This is a genomic window from Flavobacterium cryoconiti (assembly GCF_048158645.1).
Classification (GTDB): Bacteria; Bacteroidota; Bacteroidia; order Flavobacteriales; family Flavobacteriaceae; genus Flavobacterium; species Flavobacterium cryoconiti.
Genome location: NZ_JBLNKW010000001.1, coordinates 460,136 through 475,684, shown reverse-complemented (window position 1 = coordinate 475,684; position 15,549 = coordinate 460,136). Strand labels below are relative to the sequence as shown.

14 protein-coding genes are annotated in these 15,549 nt (G+C 34.4%); 4 read left to right on the top strand and 10 right to left on the bottom strand.

Going from position 1 to position 15,549, the window contains the following annotated elements:
• Nucleotides 1–129 precede the first annotated feature (129 nt).
• The 10 genes from ACM55H_RS02005 to ACM55H_RS01960 all read right to left on the bottom strand — a co-directional run bounded on the left by ACM55H_RS02005 (nt 130) and on the right by ACM55H_RS01960 (nt 9,978).
• A complete protein-coding gene (locus ACM55H_RS02005; RefSeq protein WP_416834917.1) occupies nt 130–927 on the bottom strand; it encodes a hypothetical protein in 798 nt (265 codons plus the stop codon).
• Nucleotides 928–990: 63 nt separating this feature from the next.
• Nucleotides 991–1,689, bottom strand: coding sequence for a hypothetical protein (locus ACM55H_RS02000; protein ID WP_416834916.1), 699 nt, complete (start codon nt 1,687–1,689; stop codon nt 991–993).
• A gap of 497 nt (nt 1,690–2,186) precedes the next feature.
• Nucleotides 2,187–2,963 carry a pyrroline-5-carboxylate reductase gene (gene proC, locus ACM55H_RS01995; RefSeq protein ID WP_416834915.1) on the bottom strand — a complete coding sequence of 259 codons (777 nt, stop codon included), beginning with the start codon at nt 2,961–2,963 and terminating at the stop codon, nt 2,187–2,189.
• A 203-nt stretch (nt 2,964–3,166) separates the two neighbouring features.
• Entirely contained in the window at nt 3,167–4,516 is a 1,350-nt protein-coding gene (gene mgtE / locus ACM55H_RS01990; RefSeq protein WP_416834914.1) for a magnesium transporter, read from the bottom strand.
• Nucleotides 4,506–5,285 carry a 16S rRNA (adenine(1518)-N(6)/adenine(1519)-N(6))-dimethyltransferase RsmA gene (gene rsmA, locus ACM55H_RS01985; protein ID WP_416834913.1) on the bottom strand — a complete coding sequence of 260 codons (780 nt, stop codon included), beginning with the start codon at nt 5,283–5,285 and terminating at the stop codon, nt 4,506–4,508. The genes mgtE and rsmA overlap by 11 nt, the downstream gene beginning before the upstream one ends.
• A 78-nt stretch (nt 5,286–5,363) precedes the next feature.
• Nucleotides 5,364–5,675: a DUF4286 family protein gene (locus ACM55H_RS01980; protein ID WP_416834912.1), complete on the bottom strand. Its 312-nt coding sequence runs from the start codon at nt 5,673–5,675 to the stop codon at nt 5,364–5,366.
• A 61-nt stretch (nt 5,676–5,736) separates the two neighbouring features.
• Nucleotides 5,737–7,515: a tetratricopeptide repeat protein gene (locus ACM55H_RS01975; RefSeq protein ID WP_416834911.1), complete on the bottom strand. Its 1,779-nt coding sequence runs from the start codon at nt 7,513–7,515 to the stop codon at nt 5,737–5,739.
• Nucleotides 7,516–7,691: 176 nt separating this feature from the next.
• A complete protein-coding gene (gene serS, locus ACM55H_RS01970) occupies nt 7,692–8,963 on the bottom strand; it encodes a serine--tRNA ligase (RefSeq protein ID WP_416834910.1) in 1,272 nt (423 codons plus the stop codon).
• A gap of 236 nt (nt 8,964–9,199) precedes the next feature.
• Nucleotides 9,200–9,739 carry a DMP19 family protein gene (locus ACM55H_RS01965; protein WP_416834909.1) on the bottom strand — a complete coding sequence of 180 codons (540 nt, stop codon included), beginning with the start codon at nt 9,737–9,739 and terminating at the stop codon, nt 9,200–9,202.
• A 68-nt stretch (nt 9,740–9,807) separates the two neighbouring features.
• On the bottom strand, nt 9,808–9,978 hold the full coding sequence (locus ACM55H_RS01960) for a hypothetical protein (RefSeq protein ID WP_416834908.1): 171 nt from the start codon (nt 9,976–9,978) through the stop codon (nt 9,808–9,810).
• 292 nt (nt 9,979–10,270) lie between these two features.
• On the opposite strand from ACM55H_RS01960, the gene metG reads away from it, so the two are divergent.
• The 4 genes from metG to ACM55H_RS01940 all read left to right on the top strand — a co-directional run bounded on the left by metG (nt 10,271) and on the right by ACM55H_RS01940 (nt 15,379).
• The gene (gene metG / locus ACM55H_RS01955; protein ID WP_416834907.1) at nt 10,271–12,331 is read left to right on the top strand and encodes a methionine--tRNA ligase; all 2,061 of its coding nucleotides are present in this window, start codon (nt 10,271–10,273) and stop codon (nt 12,329–12,331) included.
• A 167-nt stretch (nt 12,332–12,498) separates the two neighbouring features.
• Nucleotides 12,499–13,086, top strand: coding sequence for a transposase (locus tag ACM55H_RS01950; protein ID WP_416834906.1), 588 nt, complete (start codon nt 12,499–12,501; stop codon nt 13,084–13,086).
• 61 nt (nt 13,087–13,147) lie between these two features.
• Nucleotides 13,148–13,834, top strand: a complete 687-nt coding sequence (locus ACM55H_RS01945) for an HAD family hydrolase (protein WP_416834905.1) — start codon at nt 13,148–13,150, stop codon at nt 13,832–13,834.
• 288 nt (nt 13,835–14,122) lie between these two features.
• Nucleotides 14,123–15,379, top strand: coding sequence for an OmpA family protein (locus tag ACM55H_RS01940; protein ID WP_416834904.1), 1,257 nt, complete (start codon nt 14,123–14,125; stop codon nt 15,377–15,379).
• Nucleotides 15,380–15,549: the final 170 nt, after the last annotated feature.

Genomic DNA, 15,549 nt, shown 5'->3' with positions numbered 1-15,549 from the left:
GAACATTTTTGCGAAGCTGTGACCCCAATCTCACCAAACTCCTGTTGACGTGTAATCGGTTCCGTTCAACACGGGCTTCATTGTTCGTGCTACGCACGCAACGAAACCCTAGCTGTTAGGCGATGTTGTTTATAATTCTTTTAAATTGTTTCTTATATTATTCTCTAATTTTTTTTTCCTTTCAATTTCTTTCTTTCCTTTTTCTAATTCACCTTGCACGCTATTAATGCTATCTGATTGTATTTTTTTATAAAGTTTTTCAAAATCTTCATTATAATAATAATCAATAAGTATTACATAACCAAAATAGCAAGGTCTATTTCTTTGATCTTCAGTCTGACTTTCTCTCGCTAAACCATCTAGAAAACTTTCATTTCTAATTACAATTTCTAGTTCACTTGGACTTGGATATCTAACTTCGTCTATATCATAACCAAATAAAACTGTTTTAGATGCATCTTGATAGACATTATAGTGTTCTTTATTTAAACCATATTTAGTTAAATCGATATTTGTTGGTAATTTATATTTTTGACCATTATAATTTGACTCAAATATTTCAATAAATTGATGTACTGTTTTTTTGTCTTGTTCAATATACTTATCTGATAATTCGTAACTAATATTTTTTGCTGATATAGTAGAAATAACAGAATAAGAGAGACGTATTGTGTTTTTGGTCTTTCCAACACTAAAATAAAAATAGTTTTCTTCTGTTTTAATTTCAAATTTACCTTCGTTTAATTTCCGAGCATCATTTAGATTAATGATTTCATTTGTAAACTCTTTATCTGACATACTTGGACTTAAACTTAAAAAAACAGGTGTATGATTTTTTTTAATTAAATTTTCATCAGTATTTTTTATTTCATTTTTACAGTTAGTAAATCCAAATATTATTAGCATTATAACAAGTGTTTTTCTCATATTAATTGTTGTTTTAAATTTTGCGTTACTTTCACATTTAATTAATTAGTGGAAACTGTAAGTTTATTTGTTTATTTTTAATTCTTTATATCTATCATCTACTCTTTCTGTAAGCTCTTTAAAAAACTCTTTCAAATATTTCAATAAATATTCTACGTATACGTTTTCTTCAATTTCTATTATATAATTTTTCCCAAAATCACTCAAACTTACACCATTGATAATATTAAATTTACTTTTGTTTGTCAAAATTCCGTCGTGATGCGTAACTGTGTTTCTTAAGATTTTTTGTTGGTTAAACCTTTGAAACAACGGTTGTAATTTTGTAGCATTTAAGAGAATAGTTTTGGTTAGATATTTCCAAGAGTTTTTTAAATCTTCTTTTTGGTTGATTTCATTTAGTTGTGTAAGTTGGGGAAATTCTTTTCTCAATTCTCTACAAACTTCTAATAATCTAGATTCAAAAACCGAAAAAATAATTATCACTATTGAGTAGCGTTGCAATCTTTGCAAATCATTAATTATTCTGTCATCAATATAGTGAAGATGAAAATCATATGAAGCTCGCTCATTTTCGGGTAAAGACTGTAAAGTTTTTTTATTTTTTTCAACAAAACTATTAAAACTTAACTTTGTCGATTTTAAAGATTCTTCTTGATTAACATTTAATTTTGATAGTGCTGAAGTAGCAACTTCAATTTCCAAATCAACCTCATATAAGTATCCCCATTTTAAAGGCTTATTTAGTATGTTTAAGTTCATATAAATTACGTTAGATTCTTGACTCTGCTTAGTAATATCGCCAAACTTGTGGCTTTGCGCTATAAAGTCGGGTATATACACTCCATTTGGTTCGCTTTGCGCTATAAATAGATTTTATTCATTCTCTACCAAAACTAATGATTTTACTTACATAAAACTAATTTTGCAATAAAACGTATTTTAACTGTGCCAGTTTGACGTAAAAACTAACTAGCATTTTTATACAAAATAATCTCGCTAACAAATCTATCAAGAACAAAACACACTACTTTACGGCTTTCCCCTTTTAAATAAAAAAAAATTTCAGAAAATCGATTTAAGAATGAAGATTAACGATTTTTGATTTCAGATTTTATGTGGAATCTAAGATTGTTCATTTTAGCGATTTTATTCGGTTTTCAAATCTAAAAATCAAAAATCTTCAATCAAAAAAAAGGGTCTTCTCAACAGTTACGCTGAGAAGACCCTTTTTTATTGGGGGCACGCCCTAATGACGTTTATCCCTTGATTTGTTTCAAAGAAGTTTTGATTCCTCGTATCAATGACGAACTGAATCCGTGCATTTCCATTTCGTTCAATCCCGCAATGGTACAGCCTTGCGGTGTGGTTACACGGTCAATTAATTGTTCCGGGTGTATTTGTTCTTCCATAATCATTTCGGCAGCGCCTTTTACGGTTTGTGCAGAAATAGCCAGTGCGGTTTGCCAGTCAAATCCTATTTCGATTCCGGCTTGCATTGAAGCACGAATATAACGCAACGCAAAAGCGGTTCCGCTAGCCGCAAGAACGGTTGCTGCATCCATTAATTTTTCGTCTATAATGGGAGCTGTTCCTAAATCTTGGAAAAGAGCCACCGTATTTTGTGCTTTCTCTTTGTTTTTTTCGTGAAACGCGATACAAGTTGCCGAAGCGCCAAATTGTGATGCGATATTCGGCATGATTCGGACGGCGCTATTGCCTTCGCCTATCTTATTTTGTAAATTTTCTATTGACAATCCACTCACTGCCGAAGCGATTACTTTATTAGAAATCACCGGAAGAATTTCGGCCAAAACGGTATCTACCTGATACGGTTTTATAGTAAGAATGATAATATCTGCATCTTGAATTTGATGCGTGTTATCTGTTGAAACAGTTACTCCTAATTGCTCTAAATAAAGAATGCTCGCTGTATTTCTTCTGGTTACGGTAATTTGATTTCCTTGCGAAAATTTTGATAATCCTTTTGCGATGGCTACGCCTAAGTTTCCTCCGCCAATTATATGTACTTTCATGCTGATTGTGGTTTTCCTCTCCCCGACCCTCTCCAAAGGAGAGGGAGCCGATATGGAAAGTGTTAATTGTATTTTTTTGTCTTTTGGTTTTATTCTTAATAACAAATTATTTTCATGAATTAAAATCCGTGTTAATCTGTGTCATCCGTGTACCGTTTTTAATGGTTCACTTTTACGGGCAACTTTCTTATGCTTATTTTAAATTAAAATCCTAAAATGAGATTGGCAATTCCGAAGTAAATCATAATTCCAAAAACATCATTTGTTGTTGTAATAAAAGGCCCTGTTGCAATGGCGGGGTCGATATTGTTTTTGTGCAGAAAAAGTGGCACCAAAGTTCCTAAAGTAGCGGCAAATAATATGACCACAACAATAGATATGGAAATCGCCATTCCAACCTGAAATTGCCCATACATAAACGTATGATAGCCCAATACCAACAGTGCGATTATAGTCCCGGAAATCATTGCTACTGCTATTTCTTTACTAAAATAACTTCGGCTAAATTCTTTCAAAGTACCATTTGCCAAACCCTGTACAATAATTGCCGAAGCCTGTACCCCAATATTTCCTGCTGTTGCCGATAGCAAAGGCATAAAAATAATTAGTGTGTAAAATTTTTGGGAAGTGGCTTCATTGCCTTTAATGACATAAGATGCTATAAGTTCAATTAGCATTCCCATCAACAACCAAGGCAAACGCGCTTTGGTATGCTCATAAATACTGTCATTCGTTTCAACGTCTTGGGTAATACCCGCAGCCAATTGGTAATCTTTATCGGCTTCGTCCTTGATTACATCTATAATATCATCAATGGTGATTCGGCCTACAAGTCGTCCCAATTCATCAATAACAGGAATGGCTTCTAAATCGTATTTCTGCATGATTCTCGCCACCTCAACATCTTCGGTATCTACATTCACCGAATTCAGTTTTCGAATGTACACATCACTTATCGCCGTTCTGGTTGAAGTCGTCAATAAATCCTTGAGCGATAATCGTCCTTTTAATCGGTCTTCATCATCCACCACATAAATAGAATGCACCCGAGAGATATTTTCGGCCTGAATTCGCATTTCTTTTACACAAGTAAGCACGTTCCAATTTTCATTGACCTTAACCAACTCTTTGTGCATAATTCCACCCGCTGTATCCTCATCATAGCGCAATAAGTCAACAATGTCCTTGGCATGCTCAACATCTATTAATTCAGAGATTACTTCAGCTTTTATGTCTTGCGAAAGTTCAGCAATAATATCGGCAGCATCATTCGTCTCTAATTCATCTAATTCTTCGGCAATCTCTTTTGGCGAAAGCCTGCTTAATATATTCTCCCGCAAATCATCTTCTAATTCAAGAAGAATCTCTGCCGTTTTTTCACTGTCTAATACTTTAAAAATGTAGGTTGCTTCGTCAAAATCAAGCTCATCAAGAATCTCAGCAATATCAGCATGGTGCATGTCATTGAGTAAGGATTCTAATTCCTTATCATTTTTATTAACAATGTGTTGCTCTAATTCCTGGATTAGTGCTTTGCTGATTTTAAACTCCATCGGCTTCTATTTTTTGAGTGAGTTCTATGAACTGTTCTACATTCAATTGTTCTGGTCGAAGATCAAAAACGGTATCTTCTCTTAAACTATCGGACAAATTTAAGGTTTTTAAACTGTTCCGCAAGGTCTTTCTGCGCTGTTGAAAAGCCGTTTTAACCACAGTAAAAAACAATTTTTCGCCGCAAGGCAAGCTGTACTCTTTCTTTCTGCGCAAACGCAACACTCCCGATTTTACTTTTGGTGGTGGAATAAATACATTTTCATCAACTGTAAATAGATATTCGGCATCATAAAAAGCCTGTACCAAAACCGACAGAATTCCATACGCTTTTGTTCCCTTTTTTTCGCAAATGCGTTGCGCCACTTCTTTTTGGAACATCCCTGCAAATTCAGGAATCTGATTGCGATATTCTAATGCTCTAAAAACAATTTGTGTCGAAATATTATATGGAAAATTCCCGATTATAGCGAATTGCTTTCCTTCGAAAATTTCGTTGATGTTGTATTTAAGAAAATCTTTAGAGATAATCTTATCCTTCAATTTCGGATAATTTTCGTCTAAATACGTCACTGATTCGGTATCGATTTCTATAACATACGTATTGATTGGTTTGTCCAACAAATACTTTGTCAAAACACCCATTCCGGGACCTATTTCTAATACATCATCATATCCTTCTAAGTTCAACGTGTCAGCAATGTCTTTTGCAATGCTTTCGTCTTTCAAGAAATGTTGTCCGAGGTGTTTTTTGGCTTTTACTTTTTCCATTTTGTTTTTTTCTCGCAAAGGCACAAAGGCGCAAAGCAATTATTTTATTTTTTGTTACTTCTCGAAAATAGATTCCTATTAATGATCCGAAATCAATTCCAATTCCGTTCTAAAAGCAAGCATTTTATCTCCAAACAATTTCACTCCTTCTTCGCGAAAAGCCGGTGCATCTTCCTGATAATATTTCTCCAAAGTTTCTTTACTGTCCGTAGTATATTGAACAGAATAAGTCACTCCTCCCATTTCCTCTTCAATTAAAACCCGCACCATTCTTGCCGAGGAGAATTTTCCAGTAGCCAAAATTTCGGGAATGTGTTTGTGTTGCATCCAAATCATCCATTGATCATGAACGCTTTCATGTATGTTTGTGGTAACGTTGTATATTATCATTTCTTACTGTTTAATCGTTGATTTGTTTAATCGGCTAAAACAATTAACCGCCAACATTAATTTACATATTTGCATCTCCTCGCAATTGCCTGAATTTCTTTCTGGCTTCCACAAAATAGATACTGTCTTCGTGACTGAAAATTATCTTTTCGTATAATGGCTTTGCCTTTTCGGGCTGTTGTAACTTTTTGTTATAAATTTCTGCCGAAAAAAACAAGGCTTCATCAATATAAATACCGTCGCTGTGCTTGTCAATAATAGCTTGATATTGGCTTAAAGCCAAAGTAAAATCACCCAATTTTTCGTAAATTTTACCCAAACGCAATAACGTCACTGCCTCTATTTCCTGTCCTTTATAGTTTTTTAGAATCATTTGAAACTGCGTTACCGCTTCCTGATTTCTGTTTTGATATAAAAGGTAATCTCCTTTGGCAAACTGTTTCAAAGCCGTTTGCGTCGAATCGGCAACGGTATTGTCATTGATTAAAAGAAAATATTCCAAAGCATCATTGGCAATCAGTTGTGTATTCGCTGACTTCAATTCCTTGAATTGTTTCAAAGCCCAAATAAAATCCGTCTTGAAATAACTTGTTTTAGCGGCTTTCAAACTCGCTTCATGTGCCACAATATCATTTTTTAAATCCAATTCTATCTGCGAATAATAGATTAAAGCCTGATTGAATTTTTCTTCGTAAAGCAAAATATCCGCCAATTCCATTTTGGCCTGAGCCACTTCGTAATCGTTCAACTGTAATTCGAGCGCTTTCTTGACTATTGCTTTTCCTTCCTCCGGCTTTTTCAAATTGAAAGCTACAAAATGCGCCTGAATCAGCTGCAAAGATAAGGTAAAAGGACTTATTTCAAATTGTTTCAACAAACCCTCTAATTCCGTATTGATGGCAGCATACTCTTTTTCTTGCGCTTTTTCTATTTTCATTTTAATCAAATAGGAATTCGCCTGAATCAACAGTTCTAAATCTTTTGTGTTTTCTAATACAAAACCCAGAATTTCTTTGGCCGCTTCGGGATTGTCTTCTTCAATAGCGAGTTGCCCTAAATTCACAATATTGGAAAGGGATTCCGGATTGCGCTTGTAAATGGCTTTTTCCTGAATAAATGCTTTTTCGAACTCTTTTTGTTGGGTATAAAACCAACTCAAATAATGATTCCAAAAAAGATCTTGGTTTTTTTGAGCCCTTATAATTAATGCTTTGCGCAGTATTTCGCTAAAATTGGCATCGCCCTCATCAACCATAAAACGAGACAATTGATTTTGAATCTGTATCGAATTTTGGGGATTTGCATAGGCTTCATTCAGAAAAGTATTAATCATCATTTCCTGATTGCCTAATTGCCCATAAAGCAATCCTATTTGATAATTGAAATTAAAATTAGCTTCTAATTCTGTTGCAGTTTGATAGGATTTCAAGGCATATTCCAACAACACTTTTCTCTCAAAAGAATTGGAAATACCATACACTTCATTTGGATTTTTTTTGATTCTGTCTAATGCTTGCTCATAGTAAATTTTGGCTTTGGCATCATTTTTTTGCAACTGGTAATTGTATCCCAATTCGACCAGAAGATTCCCTTGTTTGTATTTGTCCAATCGGTCTAGTATCGCTTTTTCGGCGACAGAAAATTGCTGTAATTGTTGGTAACAATCAATTGTTCTTAGAAAATATTGTGTGTTTTGTGGTAGGTTTTCCAGTAACTCTTCATAACTGATTTTGGCTTTTTCAAAATCGCCTTTGTCATAATAATACTGCGCCAATTGTTCGTTTTGAGAAAAACAAATCAATGAAAAAAACAGATTTATATATAGAAATATTTTTTTCATTTTTTAATTGCAATTTGTTCCGTCAAACATCAATTTTTATTAACCATATAAGGAATTTAAGTACATTTAAGAATAGTGTTTTATTCCTTGTGTTTTAAAATCTAACGTTGTCCGTTTGATTTTAACAGAATACTTATATGATCTTAAATTACTTATATGGTTCAAATTTTTTGATTTTAGTCAATAATATCAAATCCGCAATACGGACGTAAAACTTCTGGAATTACGATTCCTTCCGGAGTTTGGTAATTTTCTAAAATTCCAGCCAAAACTCTTGGCAAAGCCAATGAACTTCCGTTTAAAGTGTGTGCCAATTGGTTTTTTCCATCTTTGTCTTTGAAACGCAATTTCAAACGATTCGCTTGAAAAGTCTCAAAATTAGAAACTGAAGAGATTTCTAACCAGCGATCTTGTGCCGTAGAAAAAACTTCAAAATCATACGTCAAAGCTGATGTGAAACCCATATCGCCACCACAAAGACGCAATATTCGGTATGGTAATTTCAATTCCTGAAGAATATTTTTAACGTGTTCCACCATTCCGTCCAAAGCTTCGTATGATTTGTCTGGATGTTCTACACGAACGATTTCCACTTTGTCAAATTGATGCAAACGGTTCAATCCTCTTACATGCGCCCCATAAGAACCTGCTTCACGACGGAAACAAGGCGTGTAAGCCGTAGTCAAAACGGGTAATTCATTTTCGTTAAGGATTACATCACGAAACAAATTCGTTACCGGAACCTCCGCCGTTGGAATTAAGTATAAATCATCGGCCTTATCATGGTACATTTGCCCTTCTTTGTCCGGCAATTGTCCCGTTCCATAAGCAGACGCTTCGTTTACCATGTGCGGAACCTGAACTTCATTGTAACCGGCAGCGGTATTCTTATCCAAGAAATAATTGATCAAGGCACGTTGTAATCGTGCTCCTTTTCCTTTATAAACCGGAAATCCTGCACCCGTGATTTTAACTCCAAGTTCAAAATCGATGATGTCGTATTTTTTTACCAATTCCCAATGTGGTTGTGCTCCTTCGTGCAAAACTGGAATTTCACCTTCTTCAAAAACGTTTAGGTTTTCCTCCGGCGTTTTTCCAACAGGAACAATATCAGCAGGAAGATTGGGTAACGTATATAATTTCTCTAAAAGTTCTGCGGCAAGCGCATCAGCCGTTTCCGCTAAAGCTTTGCTTTTCTCTTTGTTTAAAACGGTTTTTTCTTTTAGAATAGCGGCTTTTGATTTCTCGCCAGCTTTCATCAATTCGCCAATGTCTTTGGATAATTTATTAGATTCGGATAAAATGTTGTCTAGCTCCACTTGCATAGCGCGACGTTTTTCATCCAGTTGTACCACTTCTTCAACAACACTTGTAGCATCGATGTTTCTCTTTGCCAAAGCGGTGATTACTTTTTCTTGATTCTCTCTAATAAATGCGATCTGTAACATAGTTGATTTTTTTAACGCTAACTTATATAATAATGGAAGCAAATTTAAGGAAATGTTTGATAGAAACGGGACAAAAAATTAGTCAAAAGTCCAAAGTCACAAAGTCACAAAGTCAAGCTCTAGGAAATAACCTTATTTAGTCACCCTTTATTTAAATATAATATTATGTTGAAAAGACAATGGAGTACAATAGAAAACACCTTTAAGACTTTGTGACTTTGGACTTTTGACTTAATTTATGCTCTTTTAATCTCGTGCCCCACAAATTCTTCTAAGGTTGCAAACATGTCATCAACCGAAAGGACTTCGAAATCAGGATGTGTTTTTAAAAAATCAGCATTTAGGGTAATCAAGTTTTCTTCAATTTCAAAAAACGTGTCGTTGTTAAGCAAATCTCTAGTTGGGTTTACACCTTCCAATTTCCCTTTTAGGAATTTATTCAGCTTTACACTGCTCATTAATTTTACTTTTTTGGATTGTTGTTGAAACAATTCCAAATGCTTTTCGGCTCCAATCAATGCTAAACCTTCTTCTATCAATTCGTTTAGTTCTTTATCCCAACCTGAATTATATACAAATTGAGCAAAATTTCCTTCGGTATATTGCGACGTATAATAATCTAAATAATAACTCATTATGGCATCTTCGTGAATCAAATCATCGTTTACACCTTCTTCGCGCATTAAGTTGATTACCGAAATATTGGAGTGAATCACATCTTGAAGATTTTCACTATTAAAGGCTGTTTCTGAAATAATTATTCTACCGAATTCCATAGATTTTGTGTTTGAATATTTACTGCAAATTTCGGGTAAATTATTACAGAAAAGAAATACAATTCGATTTATATGACATCAGATTCGTCACTACTTTTTTTCTGATTCATTTTTGTAATCAAAGCTTTCAACCGTAATGCTTTTTCTTTTTTCTCTTCTTGAAGTTTAGCCTTCTTTCGATTTAGCAATTTGGTATGCAAAGCCTTATTTTTAGTATTTTTTTCAGGTCCTTTTGCCATTATCTGTTGTTTTAAAATCTGTTTACAAAGATATAAAAGACAGCTCCTTTTATAGATGCGTTAGTTATAAAAACAGAAAAGAAATATTCTTTAACCTTTGTCAAAGTTTGAAACTTTGACAAAGGTTTTGGAAAAAGAAAAAATTTTGTTTTTACCACAGATTCCCTAGCCCCGATAGCAGTGAAAATCCTTTTACTTTTTTCTTTAAAAAGTAAAAGATTGCAACGGATAGCGGGAAATAGCTTCAAATAAAAATTCTATTGCTTATTTTTGCACTCAATAAAATTGAATCATGATACAGAATCCAAAAAGATATACGATTACAGCGGCATTGCCGTATACGAACGGACCGATTCACATTGGCCATTTGGCGGGTGTTTACGTTCCTTCGGACATATATTCCAGATATTTAAGATTGCAAGGAAGAGACGTTTTGTTTGTTTGCGGAAGTGACGAGCACGGCGTGGCGATCTCGATGAAAGCCAAAAAAGAAGGCATTACGCCACAGGAAGTAATCGATAAATATGATGGAATTATCCGTAAATCGTTCTCTGATTTTGGAATTTCATTTGATAATTATTCCAGAACTTCGGCTAAAATCCATCATGATACGGCTTCGGAATTTTTTAGAAAACTGTATGAACAAGGTGATTTTATCGAAGAAGTGACCGAGCAATTGTATGATGCAAAAGCAGATCAATTCTTGGCTGACCGTTTTGTGGTGGGAACTTGCCCAAAATGTGGCAACGAAGAAGCCTATGGCGATCAATGTGAAAAATGTGGTTCGACATTGAACGCTACGGATTTAATCAATCCAAAATCGACAATTACGGGTGAAACTCCTATTTTGAAATCGACGAAGCATTGGTTCTTGCCTTTGGACCGTTATGAAGATTTCTTGAAAGAATGGATTCTCGTTGGACATAAAAATGACTGGAAACCGAATGTTTACGGACAAGTAAAATCATGGATTGATGGCGGTTTAGAGCCTCGTGCGGTAACTCGTGACCTCGATTGGGGAATTGATGTACCAGTTGAAGGCGCCGAAGGAAAAAAATTATACGTGTGGTTTGATGCGCCGATTGGCTATATTTCATCTACCAAAGAATGGGCTTTGCGCGAAGGAAAAGATTGGGAACCATATTGGAAAGATCAAGACACGAAACTGGTTCACTTTATTGGGAAAGACAATATTGTTTTCCATTGCATCATTTTTCCTGCGATGCTAAAAGCCGAAGGAAGCTATATTTTGCCAGATAATGTGCCTGCAAATGAATTTTTGAATTTGGAAGGAAACAAACTTTCGACTTCTAAAAACTGGGCGGTTTGGTTGCACGAATATTTAGAAGAATTCCCAAATCAGCAAGATGTTTTGCGCTACGCATTGACATCAAATGCTCCGGAAACGAAGGATAATGACTTTACCTGGAAAGATTTCCAAGCGAGAAATAATAATGAATTGGTAGCGATTTACGGGAATTTCATTAATCGTGTCGTGGTTTTAACCAATAAATATTACAACGGAATTGTTCCTCAACCAAACGAACTTTCGGAAGTGGATGAAGCGACTTTGACTGAATTGAAAGCGTATCCGGCGGTGATTTCAAGTTCTCTGGAGCGTTACAGATTCCGTGAAGCCTTGAGTGAACTGATGAATGTGGCTCGTTTAGGAAATAAATATTTGGCTGACGAAGAGCCTTGGAAAGTTATCAAAGACAATCCGGAACGCGTGCAAACACAAATGTATGTAGCCTTGCAAATTGCTGCTGCGTTGAGTTCACTTTGCGAACCATTCTTGCCATTTACAGCTAAAAAATTATCAAGAATTCTGAAAATAGAAAGTCCGTTGAACTGGAATACTATTGCTCAAAATTCTGATTTAATTCTGGCTGGACACCAAATTGGGGAAGCGGAATTATTATTTGCAAAAATCGAAGACGAGGAAATCCAAAAACAAATAGACAAACTGGAAGCGACTAAAACTGCCAATACTGCCGAAAACAAAAAAGCAGAACCACAAAAAGAAGCAATTCAATTTGAGGATTTTGCCAAAATGGATATCCGTGTAGGAACGATTCTGGAAGCAGAAAAAATGCCGAAGGCCAACAAGCTTTTGATTTTGAAAGTGGACACCGGAATTGACGTTCGTACCATAGTTTCTGGAATTGCCGAAAGTTTTAAACCAGAAGATATTGTTGGAAAACGCGTGACTGTTTTAGTGAATTTGGCTCCAAGAAATCTTCGTGGCGTAGAAAGTCAAGGGATGATTTTGATGACTACAAATGCTGAAGGAAAACTGGTTTTTGTAAATCCAGATGCGGATGGTGTTGCTAATGGAGAAACGATAAATTAAACATTCATACATCAACGATTACGTAGAGACGTTGCAATGCAACGTCTCTATTTGTTTTAACCAAGAACCATTCAGAAATTATATAAAAATTATTATATTCGTTATCATCAACATACAGGAGAAGTTGCAATGCAACGTCTCTACCGATAAATGCGAACGAAAATAATATGAATAACAAATTTCAAAATAAATACCGCATACCCTCTGCCCGATTGAAAAATTGGGATTATGGAAATAACGGCGCCTATTTTATTACGATTTGTACCCAAAATAGGGAACATTTTTTTGGTGAAATTATTTCTGTTGCAGACGAGAATGAAATGCAGTTGAATGAAATCGGAAAATTAGCTGAGCGATTTTGGGCTGAAATATCAAACCATTTCCCATTTGTTGAATTGGGAAATTATATCATTATGCCGAATCACATTCATGGAATATTGATAATTAATAAACAGATTATCGTTGATGACATTGTAGAAACGTTGCAATGCAAAGTCTCTACCGTGAATGCGACAGAAACCATCAATAAAAAGGAACTGATGGCGGAGATTTCACCTAAATCGGGTACAATTTCAACCATAATTCGTTCATACAAATCGGTATTAACCAAAAACGCACATTTTATGCATGCTGATTTTGAATGGCAAGCACGTTTTCATGATCATATTATTCGTGATTCCGAATCATTTGAGAGAATACAAAATTATATAGAAACCAATCCTGAACTGTGGAAAGAAGACAAATTTTACAACTAGACTAGTTGTAAGATTATATTCAGAAATAGCTTTTGTATTATACCAAAAAACATACCATTTTATGAGCCTAAAAGTAATTGCTTTCGATGCCGATGATACCTTATGGATCAACGAAACCTATTTTGATGAAACCGAGAAAAAATTCTGTGGTTTGATGGAAGATTATTTGTCGCATCAAGGAATTTCCAAAGAACTTTTCAAGGTTGAAATCGATAATCTGAAATTATACGGTTACGGGATCAAGGGCTATATTCTTTCTATGATTGAAGCAGCGATGACTATTTCAAACCATACACTTCCCATAGAAATCATTGAAAAAATCATTCAATATGGAAAAGAACTACTGGAGAAACCGATTGTTTTATTGGATGGTGTGGAAGAAACTTTAGACGCTTTACACGGAAAATACAAACTGGTTGTTGCCACAAAAGGTGACTTATTAGACCAACGCAGAAAATTGCATAATTCCGGTTTAGGCCATTATTTTCATCATATCGAAGTGATGTCAGACAAACAGGAAATTGATTATTCTGATTTGATTAAACGTTTAGAAATAGAGCCTTCAGAATTTTTCATGATTGGAAATTCCTTAAAATCGGATGTTTTACCGGTTTTAGCCATTGGCGGACACGCCGTTCATATTCCGTTTCACACGACATGGGCACATGAGAAAATCGACCATACAATAGAACATGAAAACTTTAGTGCTTTTGAAAAAATAACTGATGTTTTAAAACGATTAGAATAAAGCAATCAATCTCCTTAGAACAATCACAAAATTAAAGATTTATTAGGTCATTTAATTAATTATTCTTGGCCTAATAAATCTTTAATCAAAGTCTTTTCAACTGGAAAACGATACGCATTTAGAAAAAAATCTTTCAAAATTTTTCTTAAAAACTCCCAAATCACCGTTAAAAAGCCTATTTAGAGTAGTTGTTTACAGAATTAAAAGGAATACTTTCATAATTCACTGTTTAAAATTTCTTATCAAACTTTGTGCTGTAGTTTTGTATGGAATTTAAATAATAAAATTATGAAAAAAATCATACTTACGTTAGTTTTTGCATCGGCTATGACTACTATGAGTGCTCAAACAGAACCTGTAAAAAGCACAGAAGATGGCTTTAACAAATGGTCTATTGAATTAGCCGGTGGTGTTAACAAACCACAAAGACCAATGACTTCTGGTTATTTTACATCAACACCAAGTCCTTATGTTGTCGATCTAGGTGTTCGATACATGTTTAACAACAAATTTGGTTTGAAAGCTGATTTTGGATACAACAGTTTTCAAGGAAAAAATAATTCTAAAGATTTTGACACTAAATATTACAGAGCAGATATTCAAGCTGTTGCTAACTTAGGAAAAATCATGAACTTTGAAACTTGGACCAAAACAATTGGTTTATTGGGACATGCCGGTTTTGGTTTAGCACAATTAGAAGATCAAAATTCAGCTTTAAAAGATAGAATGGGTAATTTTATGGCTGGTGTAACTGGTCAAATCAAATTATCTGACAGAATTGCTTTAACAGGAGATTTCACAACAATCATTAATGCTGCACAAGATGCTACTTTTGATGCTGCCAGTACTCGTGCTTCAAGAGGATTTTCAGGAATTCTTTTTAATGGTACTGTAGGTTTAGCAGTTTACTTAGGTAAAAATGTAAAACATGCTGACTGGGTAATCGATAATGAAGGTAGATTTGACGCAATTGACGCCAGGTTTATGGCTATTGAAAATAAAATGCTAGACACTGATAAAGATGGTGTAGCGGATTATTTAGATGAAGAAGCTAATACACCAGCAGGAGCTATGGTTGATACTAAAGGAAGATCAATTGATAAAAACAACAATAATGTTCCTGATGAAACAGAAGCATATATCTTGAAAAATTATGGTAACACTACTAATAATTCTCCGCTTTTAACAAACAACGAATTAATTAGAAGCTTAATCAACGGTGGTTATGTTGCAGTTTATTTTGATTTCAATAAATCTACTCCAACTAATGTTTCTACAGAAGGTACTGATTTCATGTTAACATACTTGAGAAACAATCCTACTGCTACAATTGATATTGTTGGTCATGCTGACGAAGTTGGAAGATCTGCATACAATGATAAATTATCTAATGCAAGAGCGAACAATGTGAAAAACACTTTAGTAAAAGCTAATATTGATGCATCAAGATTGAATGTTGTTGCTGCTGGTGAAGACACTTCAGTAGATATCGATTCAGAAAATGCAAGAAGATTAGTTAGAAGAGTTACTTTCAGAGTAAAATAAGTTTAGTTTTTTATTTCCAAAAGGCCCTAAAAGAAATTTCTTTTAGGGCCTTTTTTTATGTCTAATATTCTGGATTTTATCAGAAATTATTTTTTTAATATCGCAGCATTACAAACATCCATTTTTTATTTATTTACAAAAAAGATTAAATAAAAATGAATTTAAGGTTC

Coding starts and splice junctions, on each gene's coding strand:
- ACM55H_RS02005 (WP_416834917.1), bottom strand. CDS start 927: ATGAGAAAAACACTTGTTATAATGCTAATAATATTTGGATTTACTAAC.
- ACM55H_RS02000 (WP_416834916.1), bottom strand. CDS start 1,689: ATGAACTTAAACATACTAAATAAGCCTTTAAAATGGGGATACTTATAT.
- proC (WP_416834915.1), bottom strand. CDS start 2,963: ATGAAAGTACATATAATTGGCGGAGGAAACTTAGGCGTAGCCATCGCA.
- mgtE (WP_416834914.1), bottom strand. CDS start 4,516: ATGGAGTTTAAAATCAGCAAAGCACTAATCCAGGAATTAGAGCAACAC.
- rsmA (WP_416834913.1), bottom strand. CDS start 5,285: ATGGAAAAAGTAAAAGCCAAAAAACACCTCGGACAACATTTCTTGAAA.
- ACM55H_RS01980 (WP_416834912.1), bottom strand. CDS start 5,675: ATGATAATATACAACGTTACCACAAACATACATGAAAGCGTTCATGAT.
- ACM55H_RS01975 (WP_416834911.1), bottom strand. CDS start 7,515: ATGAAAAAAATATTTCTATATATAAATCTGTTTTTTTCATTGATTTGT.
- serS (WP_416834910.1), bottom strand. CDS start 8,963: ATGTTACAGATCGCATTTATTAGAGAGAATCAAGAAAAAGTAATCACC.
- ACM55H_RS01965 (WP_416834909.1), bottom strand. CDS start 9,739: ATGGAATTCGGTAGAATAATTATTTCAGAAACAGCCTTTAATAGTGAA.
- ACM55H_RS01960 (WP_416834908.1), bottom strand. CDS start 9,978: ATGGCAAAAGGACCTGAAAAAAATACTAAAAATAAGGCTTTGCATACC.
- metG (WP_416834907.1), top strand. CDS start 10,271: ATGATACAGAATCCAAAAAGATATACGATTACAGCGGCATTGCCGTAT.
- ACM55H_RS01950 (WP_416834906.1), top strand. CDS start 12,499: ATGAATAACAAATTTCAAAATAAATACCGCATACCCTCTGCCCGATTG.
- ACM55H_RS01945 (WP_416834905.1), top strand. CDS start 13,148: ATGAGCCTAAAAGTAATTGCTTTCGATGCCGATGATACCTTATGGATC.
- ACM55H_RS01940 (WP_416834904.1), top strand. CDS start 14,123: ATGAAAAAAATCATACTTACGTTAGTTTTTGCATCGGCTATGACTACT.